General features: G+C 70.5%; 17 protein-coding genes. 12 read left to right on the forward strand and 5 right to left on the reverse strand.

Annotation, left to right across the window (positions count from 1 at the left end):
- Positions 1-57 precede the first annotated feature (57 nt).
- Both ACF073_RS27715 and ACF073_RS27720 read right to left on the reverse strand, forming a co-directional pair.
- Positions 58-651, reverse strand: a complete 594-nt coding sequence (locus tag ACF073_RS27715) for an isochorismatase family protein (protein WP_392074105.1) — start codon at positions 649-651, stop codon at positions 58-60.
- 98 nt (positions 652-749) lie between these two features.
- Entirely contained in the window at positions 750-2,096 is a 1,347-nt protein-coding gene (locus ACF073_RS27720) for a nicotinate phosphoribosyltransferase (RefSeq protein WP_392074106.1), read from the reverse strand.
- Positions 2,097-2,153: 57 nt separating this feature from the next.
- Here ACF073_RS27720 and clpS point away from each other — a divergent pair, with 57 nt between their 5' ends.
- The 8 genes from clpS to ACF073_RS27760 all read left to right on the forward strand — a co-directional run bounded on the left by clpS (position 2,154) and on the right by ACF073_RS27760 (position 7,585).
- Complete coding sequence (gene clpS, locus ACF073_RS27725; protein WP_361118760.1) at positions 2,154-2,471, forward strand: ATP-dependent Clp protease adapter ClpS; 318 nt, start codon at positions 2,154-2,156, stop codon at positions 2,469-2,471.
- Between the two features lie 12 nt (positions 2,472-2,483).
- The gene (locus tag ACF073_RS27730; protein ID WP_392074107.1) at positions 2,484-3,089 is read left to right on the forward strand and encodes a DUF2017 domain-containing protein; all 606 of its coding nucleotides are present in this window, start codon (positions 2,484-2,486) and stop codon (positions 3,087-3,089) included.
- A 342-nt stretch (positions 3,090-3,431) separates the two neighbouring features.
- Complete coding sequence (locus ACF073_RS27735; protein WP_392074108.1) at positions 3,432-4,859, forward strand: amino acid permease; 1,428 nt, start codon at positions 3,432-3,434, stop codon at positions 4,857-4,859.
- A gap of 163 nt (positions 4,860-5,022) precedes the next feature.
- Positions 5,023-5,445, forward strand: coding sequence for a Mov34/MPN/PAD-1 family protein (locus ACF073_RS27740; protein WP_392074109.1), 423 nt, complete (start codon positions 5,023-5,025; stop codon positions 5,443-5,445).
- Positions 5,446-5,541: 96 nt separating this feature from the next.
- Complete coding sequence (locus tag ACF073_RS27745; RefSeq protein ID WP_317926516.1) at positions 5,542-5,637, forward strand: putative leader peptide; 96 nt, start codon at positions 5,542-5,544, stop codon at positions 5,635-5,637.
- A gap of 118 nt (positions 5,638-5,755) precedes the next feature.
- Positions 5,756-6,034, forward strand: coding sequence for a MoaD/ThiS family protein (locus tag ACF073_RS27750; protein WP_392074110.1), 279 nt, complete (start codon positions 5,756-5,758; stop codon positions 6,032-6,034).
- 17 nt (positions 6,035-6,051) lie between these two features.
- On the forward strand, positions 6,052-7,002 hold the full coding sequence (locus ACF073_RS27755; protein WP_392074111.1) for a PLP-dependent cysteine synthase family protein: 951 nt from the start codon (positions 6,052-6,054) through the stop codon (positions 7,000-7,002).
- Positions 7,003-7,117: 115 nt separating this feature from the next.
- Entirely contained in the window at positions 7,118-7,585 is a 468-nt protein-coding gene (locus ACF073_RS27760) for a hypothetical protein (RefSeq protein ID WP_392074112.1), read from the forward strand.
- A 1-nt stretch (position 7,586) separates the two neighbouring features.
- Here the strand turns inward: ACF073_RS27760 and ACF073_RS27765 are convergent, their stop codons facing one another.
- The gene (locus ACF073_RS27765) at positions 7,587-8,045 is read right to left on the reverse strand and encodes a type II toxin-antitoxin system PemK/MazF family toxin (protein WP_392074113.1); all 459 of its coding nucleotides are present in this window, start codon (positions 8,043-8,045) and stop codon (positions 7,587-7,589) included.
- Positions 8,046-8,282: 237 nt separating this feature from the next.
- On the opposite strand from ACF073_RS27765, the gene ACF073_RS27770 reads away from it, so the two are divergent.
- Entirely contained in the window at positions 8,283-9,035 is a 753-nt protein-coding gene (locus ACF073_RS27770) for an MBL fold metallo-hydrolase (protein WP_392074114.1), read from the forward strand.
- Between the two features lie 65 nt (positions 9,036-9,100).
- Here the strand turns inward: ACF073_RS27770 and ACF073_RS27775 are convergent, their stop codons facing one another.
- Complete coding sequence (locus ACF073_RS27775) at positions 9,101-10,366, reverse strand: PTS transporter subunit EIIC (protein WP_392074115.1); 1,266 nt, start codon at positions 10,364-10,366, stop codon at positions 9,101-9,103.
- A 183-nt stretch (positions 10,367-10,549) separates the two neighbouring features.
- Positions 10,550-11,860, reverse strand: coding sequence for a PTS transporter subunit EIIC (locus ACF073_RS27780; RefSeq protein ID WP_392074116.1), 1,311 nt, complete (start codon positions 11,858-11,860; stop codon positions 10,550-10,552).
- A 187-nt stretch (positions 11,861-12,047) separates the two neighbouring features.
- Between ACF073_RS27780 and ACF073_RS27785 the strand changes: the two genes are divergently transcribed.
- The 3 genes from ACF073_RS27785 to ACF073_RS27795 all read left to right on the forward strand — a co-directional run bounded on the left by ACF073_RS27785 (position 12,048) and on the right by ACF073_RS27795 (position 13,721).
- The gene (locus ACF073_RS27785; RefSeq protein WP_392074117.1) at positions 12,048-12,281 is read left to right on the forward strand and encodes a glucose PTS transporter subunit EIIB; all 234 of its coding nucleotides are present in this window, start codon (positions 12,048-12,050) and stop codon (positions 12,279-12,281) included.
- Between the two features lie 94 nt (positions 12,282-12,375).
- Complete coding sequence (gene rph / locus ACF073_RS27790; protein ID WP_392074118.1) at positions 12,376-13,110, forward strand: ribonuclease PH; 735 nt, start codon at positions 12,376-12,378, stop codon at positions 13,108-13,110.
- Between the two features lie 203 nt (positions 13,111-13,313).
- The gene (locus tag ACF073_RS27795; RefSeq protein WP_392074119.1) at positions 13,314-13,721 is read left to right on the forward strand and encodes a hypothetical protein; all 408 of its coding nucleotides are present in this window, start codon (positions 13,314-13,316) and stop codon (positions 13,719-13,721) included.
- Positions 13,722-13,738 lie beyond the last annotated feature (17 nt).

Here is a 13,738-nt window from a genome sequence, read left to right on the forward strand (position 1 = left end):
GGTGATCTTGTGTGTGTGCGGAGGAGTACGGGAGAACCCCAGCTCAGCCCCGTGCGCTCAGGAGGAGACGACCGGCTTGCCCGCCAGTTCCACACCGGCCTCCCGCAGCTCCTCCAGGGCCCGCTCGGTGGTCTCCGCGGCCACCCCGGCGGTGAGGTCCAGGAGGACCTGCGTACGGAAGCCCTCGCGCGCCGCGTCCAGGGCCGTGGCCCGCACGCAGTGGTCCGTGGCGATGCCGACGACGTCCACCTCGGTGATCTCCCGCTCCCGCAGCCAGTCGGCGAGCGGCACCCCGTTCTCGTCGGTGCCCTCGAAGCCGCTGTAGGCCGCCGAGTAGGCCCCCTTGTCGAACACCGCGTCGACCGCTCCGGAGGCGACGGCCGGGGCGAAGTTCGGATGGAAGCCGACGCCCTCGGTGCCCGCGACGCAGTGCGCGGGCCAGGAGCGGACGAAGTCGGGGTTGTCCGCGAAGTGACCGCCGGGCGCGATGTGGCGGTCGCGCGTGGCCACCACGTGCCGGTACCCGGTGCCCGCCGCCTGGCCGATCAGCTCGGTGACGGCGGCGGCCACATCGGCGCCCCCGGCCACCGCGAGGCTGCCTCCCTCGCAGAAGTCGTTCTGCACATCTACGACGATCAACGCGCGGCGCATGGTGGATGTCCTTCGGCTGAGAGTCCGAGTAACCGAGCCTAGAGACTTCCGGGCCCGTGCGGGAGGGGGCGGTCGAGGGGGCGGACGGCGGTCCCGCTCTAGCTACCCGAGCGCCCGTGGACGTACTCCGTCGGAATGACGGGTTCCCCCCGGGAGAGCTGGATGGCGGAGAGCGGCAGACTGGCGCGGGCCGCGCTGTGCCGGTCCCGGGTCACGTCCAGCGGCTCGCGGGCGACCACCTCGCCGCCCTTGACCAGCTCGACCAGCAGCTGCCGGTCGGCCAGCCCGGCCGGGACCGGCCCGGTGCCGACGACCTCGGCCTCCGCGACCCCCTCCGCGTCCAGCCGGCGCGCGGCCCACTTGCGCCCGCCGACGGAGGTCTTGCCGCCGCTGGACTTCTTCGCGACCGGCACCAGCGGTGCGTCCGGGTCGGCGGACTCGGCACGGGCGACCAGCTTGTACACCATCGAGGCGGTCGGATGCCCGGAGCCGGTGACCAGCTGGGTGCCGACGCCGTACGCGTCCACCGGCGCGGCGGCCAGCGAGGCGATGGCGTACTCGTCCAGGTCGGAGGTGACGACGATCCTCGTCCGCGTCGCGCCCAGCTCGTCCAGCTGCTGGCGCACCCGGTGGGCCACCAGCAGCAGGTCGCCCGAGTCGATGCGGACGGCGCCGAGCTCGGGGCCCGCCACCTCCACCGCCGTGCGGACGGCCTCGGCGACGTCGTAGGTGTCCACCAGCAGGGTCGTGCCCCGGCCGAGGGTGTCCACCTGGGCCTGGAAGGCGTCCCGCTCGTGGTCGTGGAGCAGGGTGAAGGCGTGCGCCGAGGTGCCGACGGTCGGGATGCCGTAGCGGAAGCCGGCGGCCAGGTCGGAGGTGGTCGCGAAGCCGCCCACGTAGGCGGCGCGGGCGGCGGCCACGGCGGCCAGCTCATGGGTGCGCCGGGCGCCCATCTCGATCAGCGGGCGGTCGCCGGCCGCCGAGGACATCCGGGAGGCCGCGGCGGCGATCGCGGAGTCGTGGTTGAGGATGGAGAGGATCACCGTCTCCAGCAGGACGCACTCGGCGAAGCTGCCCTCGACGCGCATGATCGGCGAGCCGGGGAAGTACACCTCGCCCTCCGGGTAGCCCCAGATGTCCCCGCCGAAGCGGTAGTCGGCGAGCCACTGGAGGGTCTCCTCGTTGACGATCTTCCGCTCGCGCAGGAAGCCGAGGACGGCGGGGTCGAAGCGGAAGTTCTCCACCGCGTCCAGGACGCGTCCGGTGCCGGCCACCACGCCGTAGCGGCGCCCGTCCGGCAGCCGCCGGGTGAAGACCTCGAAGACACTGCGCCGTTCGGCCGTACCGGCCTTCAGCGCGGCTTGCAGCATCGTCAGCTCGTACTGGTCCGTGAAGAGCGCCGTCGAGGGAACGTCCACCGGCAGCCCAAGGTCCGCTGTGTTCATGACTGGAGAGCGTACTCCCTTTTCGTCGGTGTGACGATTTCTGGGCTCCGTGGCAGCATGGGCTCTGTGACGTCACCCGCTCCCGTAGAGATCGAACGCACCGAGTCGGCGGAGGAGGTCTTCGCCGTACCCGAGCCCGACGTCCCCTGGGTCACGATCGTCCACAACGACCCGGTCAACCTCATGAGCTATGTGACGTACGTCTTCCAGACGTACTTCGGCTACACCAAGGACAAGGCCACCAAGCTCATGCTCGACGTCCACCACAAGGGCCGGGCGGTCGTCTCCAGCGGGAGCCGCGAGGAGATGGAGCGCGACGTGCAGGCGATGCACGGTTACGGTCTGTGGGCCACCCTCCAGCAGGACCGGAAGTAGCGACCGACTCAGATGCCCGGACATTTCGAACCGCTCCCCGGCGGCGGCGCGGCCGTCGCGCTCGACGACGTCGAGATCTCCATCATCCGGTCGCTGGCCGTCCAGCTGCTGGAGCTGATCGGACCGGGACCCGGCGCCGACGCCCCCGACGACCCGCTCGCCGAGCTGTTCGCCGAGGGCCCCAGCGAGCCGCCCTCCGACCCGGTGCTGCGCCGGCTCTTCCCGGACGCCTACGGCGACCCGGAGCTGGCCCCCCGCTCGCCGGCCGACGCCGACCAGGAGCGGGCGCACTCCGCCGAGTTCCGCCGCTACACCGAGAACGACCTGCGCACCGGCAAGCGGGAGAACGCGCTCGGCGTGATCCGCAGCCTGGACGCGCTCGCCCCGGTCGACGAGGGCGGGGCGGTGCTCAAGCTGTCCGCGCAGGAGTCCCGGCAGTGGGTCGGCGCCCTCAACGACCTCCGGCTGGCGATCGGCGCCCGGCTGGAGATCACCGAGGAGGAGGACACCGATCTGCTCTTCCGGCTTCCGGAGGAGGACGCGCGCAAGCCGATGGTGCTGGCCTATCTCTGGCTCGGCGGGCTCCAGGAGACCCTGGTGACCACCCTGATGCCGTAGGCCGTACGGTGTGACCCTGACACGTTTGCCTCGGGCGACTGTTCGCTCAGAGGACGCTCAAATCCGGATAACGATCCCGTCACCTTTGTGGCCTGATTTGACGCGTTTGTACGTTCTTTGTCCGCTTCTTCCTGTGTGATGGCCCACATCCCGCCTCTGTGATCAATGTTGCGGCCGTGATAAATCTTCACGACCGCCCGGCCAACACCACCCATGTTCGGCCGGGTGCGCCACCGAGCCGACGACCGTCGGCCAGGCAACAGCTCCATCATCCGGGGGGATCGAGACCCGATCCGAGGCCGACGCCAGGCCTGGGTCGGCATGGAGAAAGGCGCACCACACATGACCTCAGCGCAGGTCGACCAGCATCACGACGGCAATGAGGCCGTGCAGGCCGAGGGCGGCGAGGGATACCAGCGCGGGCTCGGAGCCCGGCAGATCCAGATGATCGCCATCGGCGGTGCCATCGGCACCGGCCTCTTCCTCGGCGCGGGCAAGGGCATTTCCAAGGCCGGCCCCAGCCTGATCCTGGCCTACGCCGTCGCGGGCCTCGTCATCTTCTTCATCATGCGGGCACTCGGCGAGCTGCTGATGTACCGCCCGGTGTCGGGTTCCTTCTCGGAGTACGCGCGTGAGTTCATCGGCCCCTTCGCGGGGTTCGTGACCGGGTGGACGTACTGGCTGTTCTGGGTGGTCACGGGCATCACCGAGGTCACCGCGGCAGCCGCCTACATGACGTACTGGTTCGACATCCCGCAATGGGTGTCGGCCCTGATCTTCACGGTCGTCCTGTACGGCGCCAACCTGATCTCCGTGAAGCTCTTCGGTGAGCTGGAGTTCTGGTTCTCCATGGTCAAGGTCACCGCCATCATCGGCATGATCCTCATCTGCGTCGGCATCCTGACGGTCGGCTTCTCCGACGCCGGCGACACCGCCTCCGTGTCCCACCTGTGGAACCAGGGCGGCTTCTTCCCGCACGGCGTCGGCAGCACGCTGATGACGCTCCAGATGGTCATGTTCGCCTTCCTCGCCGTCGAGCTGGTCGGTGTGACCGCCGGCGAGTCCAAGGACCCCAAGACCGTGCTGCCCAAGGCGATCAACACCGTGCCGTGGCGCATCGCCGTCTTCTACGTCGGCGCGCTGATCATGATCCTCTCGGTCGTGCCGTGGACCAGCTTCCACCCCGGCGTCAGCCCGTTCGTGGCCGCCTTCGAGAAGATGGGCTTCGCCGCCGGCGCGGGCATCGTCAACTTCGTCGTGCTCACCGCCGCGCTGTCGTCCTGCAACTCGGGCATGTACTCCACCGGCCGCATGCTGCGCGACCTCGCGCTCAACAGCCAGGGCCCGAAGGTCTTCACCAAGCTGACGCGCAGCGGTACCCCGCTGGTCGGCACGACGTTCTCCGCCGCGCTGATGCTCGTCGGCGTCTGGATCAACTACCAGTGGCCGGGCAAGGCGTTCGACTACGTGGTCTCCTTCGCGACCATCTCCGGCATGTGGGCGTGGATCGTGATCCTGTTCTGCCAGATCCGCTACCGCGCCAAGGCCAACCGCGGGGAGCTGCCCCAGTCGGAGTTCCGCACCCCGGGTGCGCCGTACACCAGCTGGTTCGCGCTCGCCTTCATCGGCATGGTGATCGTGCTCATGGGCATCGACAAGGACGCCCGGGTCTCGCTGTACTGCGCGCCGCTGTGGGGTCTGGCCCTCGCCGTCGCGTACCTGGTGCTCAAGCGCCGCAACCCGGAGGCCGCCGCCTTCCGCAAGCGCTGACGCGGCGGCCGTACGGCCACCGCCAAGGACACCCTCCCCAGGACGTCCGGCCGCCGGGAGCACTCGTGGCGCCCCCGGCGGCCGCCGCTCAGGACGTCCAGCATGCGGGCCGTCCCGTACCAACCATCGGTACGGGGCGGCCCCACTGCTTATCCTGGCCGACATGCTGACCATCACCCAGGAACTCGTCGACCGGATCGTCGCGCACGCCCGCGAGGACCACCCCGACGAGGCGTGCGGCGTCGTCGCGGGCCCGGCCGGCTCGGACCGCCCCGAGCGCTTCATCCCGATGCTGAACGCGGCGATGTCGCCCACGTTCTACGAGTTCGACTCGGGCGATCTGCTCAAGCTCTACCGCGAGATGGACGACCGCGACGAGGAACCGGTCGTGATCTACCACTCCCACACGGCGACCGAGGCCCACCCCTCCCGCACGGACATCTCCTACGCCAACGAGCCCGGCGCGCACTACGTCCTCGTGTCCACCGCCGACACCGACGGCCTCGGCGAGTTCCAGTTCCGCTCGTTCCGGATCCGGGAGGGCGAGGTCGCGGAGGAGGAGGTGCGGATCGTCGCGGCCTACTGATCCCACACCGCCGCCCATCTCACTACGTGGTTGAAACCAGTCCGGCATCTGGAATCACACTCCGGGAACCGGAGGGGGAATCGATACGATGAGCCCATGGTTTTCCACGACGTGAGCGACAAGACGCCGGGCACGCTGCTCGTGGCGCGGCTGCACGTCGACCTGTGCAGGCTCGCCAGCGCCATCTGTTGACGCCGGCCTGCCGCCGTACGGCCGTGAGCCGTGGCGCCCAGACCCGCGTACGCCGCCCGTGCGCTCCGCGCCGCCGCGCGCCCACCGACCAGTCATCTTCCGACAGGAGCCCTGAGCCATGGCCATCGAGGTCCGCATCCCGACCATCCTCCGCCAGTACACCGACGGCCAGAAGGCGGTGGACGGCAGCGGGAGCACCCTCACCGAGCTGTTCGCCGACCTCGAGACCCGGCACGCCGGCATCCAGGCCCGCATCGTGGACGGCGACCAGCTGCGCCGCTTCGTCAACGTCTACCTCAACGACGAGGACGTCCGCTTCCTGGACGGCATCAACACCAAGCTGTCCGACGGCGACAGCGTGACGATCCTGCCGGCCGTGGCCGGCGGCATGCGCTGATCGGTCGCTGAGCAGCGATGCGCTACGACTCCCCGCTGGCCGCGGTGGGCAACACCCCTCTGGTGCGCCTGCCGCGGCTGTCGCCGTCCCCGGAGGTCCGCGTCTGGGCCAAGCTGGAGGACCGCAACCCCACCGGCTCGGTCAAGGACCGCCCCGCCCTGCACATGGTCGAGCAGGCGGAGAAGGACGGCCGGCTCACCCCCGGCTGCACGATCCTCGAACCCACCTCGGGCAACACCGGCATCTCCCTCGCCATGGCGGCCAAGCTCAAGGGCTACCGCATGGTGTGCGTGATGCCGGAGAACACCTCGCAGGAGCGCCGGGACCTGCTCGGCATGTGGGGTGCCGAGATCATCTCCTCGCCGGCCGCCGGCGGCTCCAACACCGCCGTGCGCGTGGCCAAGGAGCTGGCCGCCGAGCACCCCGACTGGGTCATGCTCTACCAGTACGGCAACCCGGACAACGCGGGCGCCCACTACGCGACCACCGGCCCGGAGATCCTCGCCGACCTCCCCTCGATCACCCACTTCGTGGCCGGCCTCGGCACCACCGGCACCCTGATGGGCGTCGGCCGCTATCTGCGCGAGCACAAGCCGGACGTGCGGATCGTCGCCGCCGAACCGCGCTACGACGACCTGGTCTACGGGCTGCGCAACCTCGACGAGGGATTCGTCCCCGAGCTGTACGACGCCTCCGTGCTCACCACCCGGTTCTCGGTCGGCTCGGCCGACGCGGTCACCCGCACCCGCGAGCTGCTCCAGCAGGAGGGCATCTTCGCGGGCGTCTCCACCGGCGCCGCCCTGCACGCGGCGCTCGGCGTCGGCAAGAAGGCCGTGAAGGCGGGCGAGAGCGCCGACATCGTCTTCGTCGTGGCCGACGGCGGCTGGAAGTACCTCTCCACCGGCGTCTACACGGCGGCCACCACCGCGGAGGCCATCGAGACGCTCCAGGGCCAGCTCTGGGCCTGACGGCGGACCGGCCGGCGGACCCCGAGGGATCCGTTCGCGCCGGTGGTACGTCTCATCTGCACCAGGCTGCCGGGCCGCCCGGCCCGGCAGCGGACGGCAGAAAGGCGGAAAACCCATGCGCCGTACGACGCCCCTCGCCCTGGCGGCGGCCGCGCTGCTGCTCGCGGGCTGCGGCGCCCAGAAGGACACCGGGAGCAGTGACAAGGTGTCGGCGCCGCCCCGCGGCGGCACCCCGTCGCCCACCCGCCCGGCCGGCGGCTGCACCGCGCGCTCCGAGCTGACGGCGGCGGATCACGGCCGTACCGTCTGCCTGCGCGAGGGCGGCGAGATCCGGCTGACCCTGGACGGCACCGCGGCCCGCCCCTGGAAGCCGGTCGCCGCACGCGGCACCGGCCTCAAGGCGGTCAACAGCGGTTTCGTGCTCCGGCCCGGTGACGCCACCGCCGCCTACCGGGCGGTGTCCGCCGGCACGGTGGAACTCACCTCGTCCCGTCCGCTGTGCGCCCAGCCCACCGCGCCCGGACAGGTGTCCTGCAAGGGCATCGAGGAGTGGGCGGTCACCGTCCGGGTGAGCCAGGGCTGACCTAACCGGCCAGGTGCCGTACCTGGTCCCACAGGACCGGGTCGACCACGCCCACCCGGCGGCGGAAGCCGTCGACCGGTACCTCGCGCAGCTCATCGGTCTCCAGGAAGCTGGGCCGGCCCTGGGCGTCGCCGACCGCGCCGGGCGGCAGCGGGATCACCCCGCTGCGCTCGTCGTGGTACTTGCTGGTGATCTTCGCGACCGTGGCCCGGTCCCCGCGCACGGCCAGCACCAGACACGGCCGGTCCTTGACACCGGCCCGGTCCTCGTACGGCACGTTCGCCCACCAGATGTCCCCGGGGGCGGGCAGCGGCGTGCGCGCCCCGCGGGTGCCCGCCCGGCCGGGCGGCCTCAGCCGCCGCCCGCCGGGCCGGCTGCCCCGGCCCCATCCGTCGACGAGCGTGGCGACGAGCGCGAGCAGCACCACCGCCGCGAGCGCCAGCCACCATGACGTGTCCATACGATGACGTTACCGGCGTGCGCCGCACATCGCGCGCCCTCTCGGATCCTTGTGCGCCCTCGGTCCAGCCGAACCGGTGACAGCACAGGTGAGTTCGCCCACAACGGCCCCTGGCGGAGGAGCGACCCGCGCTCTCGCGCCTTACGCTCGACGAACCGCACGACCCCCGACAGCCCTCATCCCGAGTGGCCCCTCCTCCCGCCCATTCGCTCTCCCGCCAACGGAGGTTTCTGCTTCATGAAGCTCACCGTCGTCGGCTGCTCGGGGTCGTTCCCGTCCGCGGAATCGGCCTGTTCGAGCTACCTCGTCGAGGCCGACGGCTTCCGGTTGCTTCTCGACATGGGCAACGGCGCCCTGGGCGAGCTGCAACGCCACTGCGGTCTCTACGACCTCGACGCGATCTTCCTCAGCCATCTGCACGCCGATCACTGCATCGACATGTGCGCCTATTTCGTGGCGCGGTACTACCGCCATGACGGCGGCCGGTGCGCCCCCATCCCGGTCTACGGCCCCGAGGGCACCGAACACCGCCTGACCACGGCCTACGCGGACACCCCCTCCGCCTCCTCGATGAGCGAGGTCTTCGACTTCCACACGGTCAAGCCGTCCACGTTCGAGATCGGCCCGTTCACCGTGCACACCGAGCGGGTCCGCCATCCCGTGGAGGCCTACGGCATCAGGGTCGAGCACGGCGGGAGGTCCCTGACGTACTCCGGCGACACGGGCGTCACCGAGGCGCTGGACGAGCTGGCCCGGGACACGGACCTGTTCCTGTGCGAGGCCGCGTTCACGTCCGGCAAGGAGACCATTCCCGACCTGCACCTCAACGGCCGCGAGGCGGGGGAGACCGCGGCCCGCGCCGGTGCGCGCCGGCTGGTCCTCACGCACATCCCGCCGTGGACCGACCCCCAGGCCAACCTGCGCGACGCCCGCGAGACCTTCAGCGGTCCCGTGGAGCTGGCCGCGCCGAGGCAGGCGTACGAGATCTGACCCCGGACAGGCACAAGGCCCCGGAACCGCGACGGTTCCGGGGCCTTCGGCGTTTCGGGTCCGGGCTACTTGGCCTCGGCCTTCTGCAGTTCCGCCAGCTCCTCGTCGGACTCGCGGCCCGGGGTCGGCAGATTGAACTTGGTGATCGCGAAGCGGAAGATCACGTAGTAGACCGCCGCGAAGCACAGGCCGACCAGGACCAGGCCCCACGGGTTGCTGGCGATGCCCAGGTTCAGACCGAAGTCGACCGCGCCCGCCGAGAAGCCGAAGCCGTCCTTCATGCCCAGCGCCCAGGTCAGCGCCAGCGAGACACCGGTGAGCACGGCGTGGATCGCGTACAGGACCGGCGCGATGAACATGAAGGTGAACTCGATGGGCTCGGTGACGCCGGTGACGAAGGACGTCAGCGCCAGCGAGAACATCATGCCGCCGACGACCTTGCGGCGCTCGGGGCGGGCGCAGTGCACGATGGCCAGGCAGGCGGCCGGCAGGGCGAACATCATGATCGGGAAGAAGCCGGTCATGAACTGGCCCGCGGTCGGGTCGCCGGCCAGGAAGCGCCCGATGTCACCGCTCTTGCCGTGGTACTCGCCCGCCTGGAACCACGGGAACGAGTTGAGCAGGTGGTGCATGCCGATCGGGATCAGCGCGCGGTTGGCGACACCGAAGATGCCCGCGCCGACCGCGCCCGACTTCACCAGCCACTCGCCGAAGTTGTGCAGACCCGTGCCGAGGACCGGCCAGATGTAGCCGAAGACGATGCCGATGAGCAGACCGGCGAAGGCCGACAGGATCGGGACGAGACGGCGCCCGCCGAAGAAGCCCGCCCAGTCGGGCAGCTTGGTGCGGTGGAAGCGCTGGTACAGCAGGGCCACCACGAGGCCCATCACCACACCGCCGAGCACCTTCGCGTCCACCGGGGCGTCCATCATGACGACCTTGCCGTCGACGGCGGTCGCCACCTTCGGCAGGTTCTTGTCGGTGAACGTGCCGAGGACGTTCTTGAAGACCAGGTAGCCGACGACCGCCGCGAGGGCCGTGGAACCGTCCGACTTCTTCGCGAAGCCGATCGCGATACCGACGGCGAACAGCAGCGCCATGTTGTCGAGGATCGCGTTGCCGCCGGCCGCCATGAACCCGGCTATCTTCGTCAGGAACGTCGGGAACGACGGGCGGCCCAGCATGTCGCTGTTGCCGAGGCGCACCAGGAGGGCGGCGGCCGGCAGCACGGCGACCGGGAGCATCAGGCTGCGGCCGATACGCTGGAGCACAGCCATCACTCCCGCGCCCTTCTTCTTGTCGGCCGCGGGAGCGGCGCTGGCCGTGGTCACAACTTCCTCCATGTGGGCAGGGCGCCGCCCGGGAACCATGGAAGGGGACGGCAGCGTCTCTGGTCTACACCACTCAGTGGTGTAGACCTGTTGTAGCACGATGAAGGCGGGATAAGGAACCCACGAATCCGCTACCGCTGCGCTACGCCGCGTACTCGCCCGCGCGGGCCGGCAGGGCCGTCCCTACCGGACGTTGTCGCGCTCCATCTCCTCCGCCGTCTCCGGCGGTTCCCGTCCCGGCGTCCGCAGGTCGAACCGCGTGATCGCGAAGCGGAAGACGGCGTAGTACACGGCCGCGAAGCACAGGCCGATCGGGATGACCGCCCACGGCCGCCTCGCCAGGTGCCAGTTGATGACGTAGTCGATCAGGCCCGCCGAGAAACTGAACCCGTCGTGCACCCCGAGCGCCCAGGTCACCGCCATCGAGACACCGGTGAGCACGGCGTGGACGGCGTACAGCGCGGGCGCGATGAAGAGGAACGAGTACTCCAGCGGCTCGGTGATGCCCGTGACGAACGAGGTCAGCGCGACCGAGAGCATCAGGCCGCCGACCTCCTTGCGGCGCTCGGGGCGGGCGCAGTGCGTGATGGCGAGCGCCGCGGCCGGCAGCGCGAACATCATGATCGGGAAGAAGCCCGAGGTGAACTGGCCGGCGTGCGGGTCGCCCTGCAGGAACATGTTGATGTCGCCGTGCACCACCGCGCCGTCGGGCGTGGTGTAGCTGCCGAACTGGAACCAGATGGGCACGTTCAGGAACTGGTGCAGGCCCACCACCAGCAGCGCGCGGTTGGCCAGACCGAAGACGCCCGCGCCCCAGGAGCCCGCGTCCCGCAGCCACTGGCTGAAGCTCTCCAGGGCGCCGCCCACCGGCGGCCAGACCCACAGGCACAGCACCGCGAACACGATCGCGACGAAGGACATGATGATCGGCACCAGCCGGCGCCCGTTGAAGAAGCCCAGCCAGTCCACCAGCCTGGTGCGGTGGAAGCGGACCCAGAAGAAGGCCGTCAGCAGGCCCATGACGATGCCGCCGAAGACACCCGGGTTCTGGAAGGTGAAGGCCGTCACCTTGTCCGCCCCGGTGTCGACGACGACCTGGCAGCCGACGTCCCGGACGGTCGTGGCACCGCCCGGGCACCCCTCGGGGAACTGGTGCAGGACGCCGTAGTAGACGAGGAACCCCGCCACCGCCGCCAGCGCGGTCGAGCCGTCCGACTTCTTGGCCATGCCGATCGCGACGCCCACGCAGAACAGCAGGGGCAGGCCGAGCGAGCCGTCGAGCAGCGCGCCGCCCGCGCCCTTCATCACCCGCGAGACATCGGTCCAGCCGAGGCCGTCGGCCCCGAACACATCGGGCTGGCCGAGCCGGTTCAGGATGCCCGCCGCCGGGAGCACCGCGATGGGCAGTTGCAGGCTCCGGCCCATCTTCTGCATGGCCTGGAACAGCCCGTTCCAGCGGACCCGCGCGGGGCCGGCCGTACTCTCGGCGCTCATGGGCGTCCCTTCCCGGCCGCCCGACCGGGACGCGGTTTGGCGACCTTCCCCACGGTGGTGTAGACCAGTCGGCGGACGGTTCCGCTGTCGTGATCGCCATCATCCGACACGTACGGCATGACCGCTCGCGAAGATGGGCCAACTGTGGGTTACTGCGACAAAGCGGTTCGGAGCAGGGAGAAGGAACATGGCCAGCAAGGCTGAGAAGATCGTCGCCGGGCTCGGCGGCATCGACAACATCGAAGAGGTCGAGGGCTGCATCACCCGGCTCCGCACCGAGGTCAGCAACCCCGACCTCGTCGACGAGGCTGCCCTGAAGGCCGCCGGCGCCCACGGTGTCGTCCGGATGGGCACGGCCGTCCAGGTCGTCATCGGCACCGACGCCGACCCGATCGCCTCGGAGATCGAAGACATGATGTGAACCCCCCGGTTCACCGGTGAACACGGTTCACCGTCAGGGGGCTCTTCCCGACGCGGGAGGAGCCCCTTCCGTATGTCCGGATAGGCTCGGCGGCATGTCTCGCATCGACGGCCGTACCCCCGAACAGCTCCGCCCGGTCACCATCGAACGGGGATGGAGCAAGCACGCCGAGGGCTCCGTCCTCATCTCCTTCGGCGACACGAAGGTCTTCTGCACCGCCTCCGTCACCGAAGGCGTCCCGCGCTGGCGCAAGGGCAGCGGCGAGGGCTGGGTCACCGCGGAGTACGCCATGCTGCCCCGCGCCACCAACACCCGCGGCGACCGCGAGTCCGTCAAGGGCAAGATCGGCGGCCGCACCCACGAGATCTCCCGGCTCATCGGCCGTTCCCTGCGCGCCGTCATCGACTACAAGGCCCTCGGCGAGAACACCATCGTCCTCGACTGCGACGTCCTCCAGGCCGACGGCGGCACGCGGACGGCGGCGATCACCGGCGCGTACGTGGCACTGGCCGACGCCGTGGCCTGGGCCCAGGGCAAGAAGCTGATCAAGGCCGGCCGGCAGCCGCTCACCGACACCGTGAGCGCCGTCTCCGTGGGGATCGTCGGCGGGGTCCCGCTGCTCGACCTCCGCTACGAGGAGGACGTGCGCGCCGAGACCGACATGAACGTCGTCTGCACCGGCGACGGCCGCTTCGTCGAGGTCCAGGGCACCGCCGAGGCCGAGCCGTTCGCCCGCGAGGAACTCAACGCCCTGCTCGACCTCGCCGTCGCCGGCTGCACCGAGCTGACCGCGATCCAGCGGGCGGCGCTGGCGGCCACGGGCGCGTGACGGCGGGCGCTGACACCTGACGGCGGGCGCTGACGCCGGCGCCTGACGGGGCGCCTGACGGGGCGTATGCCGGCGGACGCCGGCGCGTAAAGAAATCCCCAAGGCCCGGGCAACCTGCCGGGCCGTCCCGGCGTCCCTGTGGTTACGGGCGCGCGACCCACCAGCGTGCGCCCGGCCAGTCGTCCCAGGGGAGGGAACACGTCATGTCCGCCAGCCGACGCGCACGCCGGGGCCGGTTCACCGCCATCGCCGCCGCCGTGGCCGCCGCCGCACTCACCGCCGGCCTGACCACCGGCTGCGACGCCGTGGACAAGGCACTGGACTGTGTACAGACCGCCGATGCCATCGCCGACAGCGTCACCGACCTCCAGCAGGCCGTGGAGAACGCCGCGAACGATCCCTCCCAGGCCGACGCCTCGCTCGACTCCATCGAGAAGAGCTTGGGCAAGCTCAGCGACAAGACGGACAACACCGACGTCAACAAGGCCGTGGACGATCTGGACAAGGCCGTCGGCAACGTCCGTGCCGCCATCAAGGACGGCGACAGCACGCCCGACGTCGGCCCGGTCACCAACGCGGCCGGCGAACTGACGAAGGTGTGCACGAGCTAGCCGGAGGCCGGCGCCGG

This window comes from Streptomyces sp. NPDC015171 (genome assembly GCF_043079545.1).
Classification (GTDB): Bacteria; Actinomycetota; Actinomycetes; order Streptomycetales; family Streptomycetaceae; genus Streptomyces.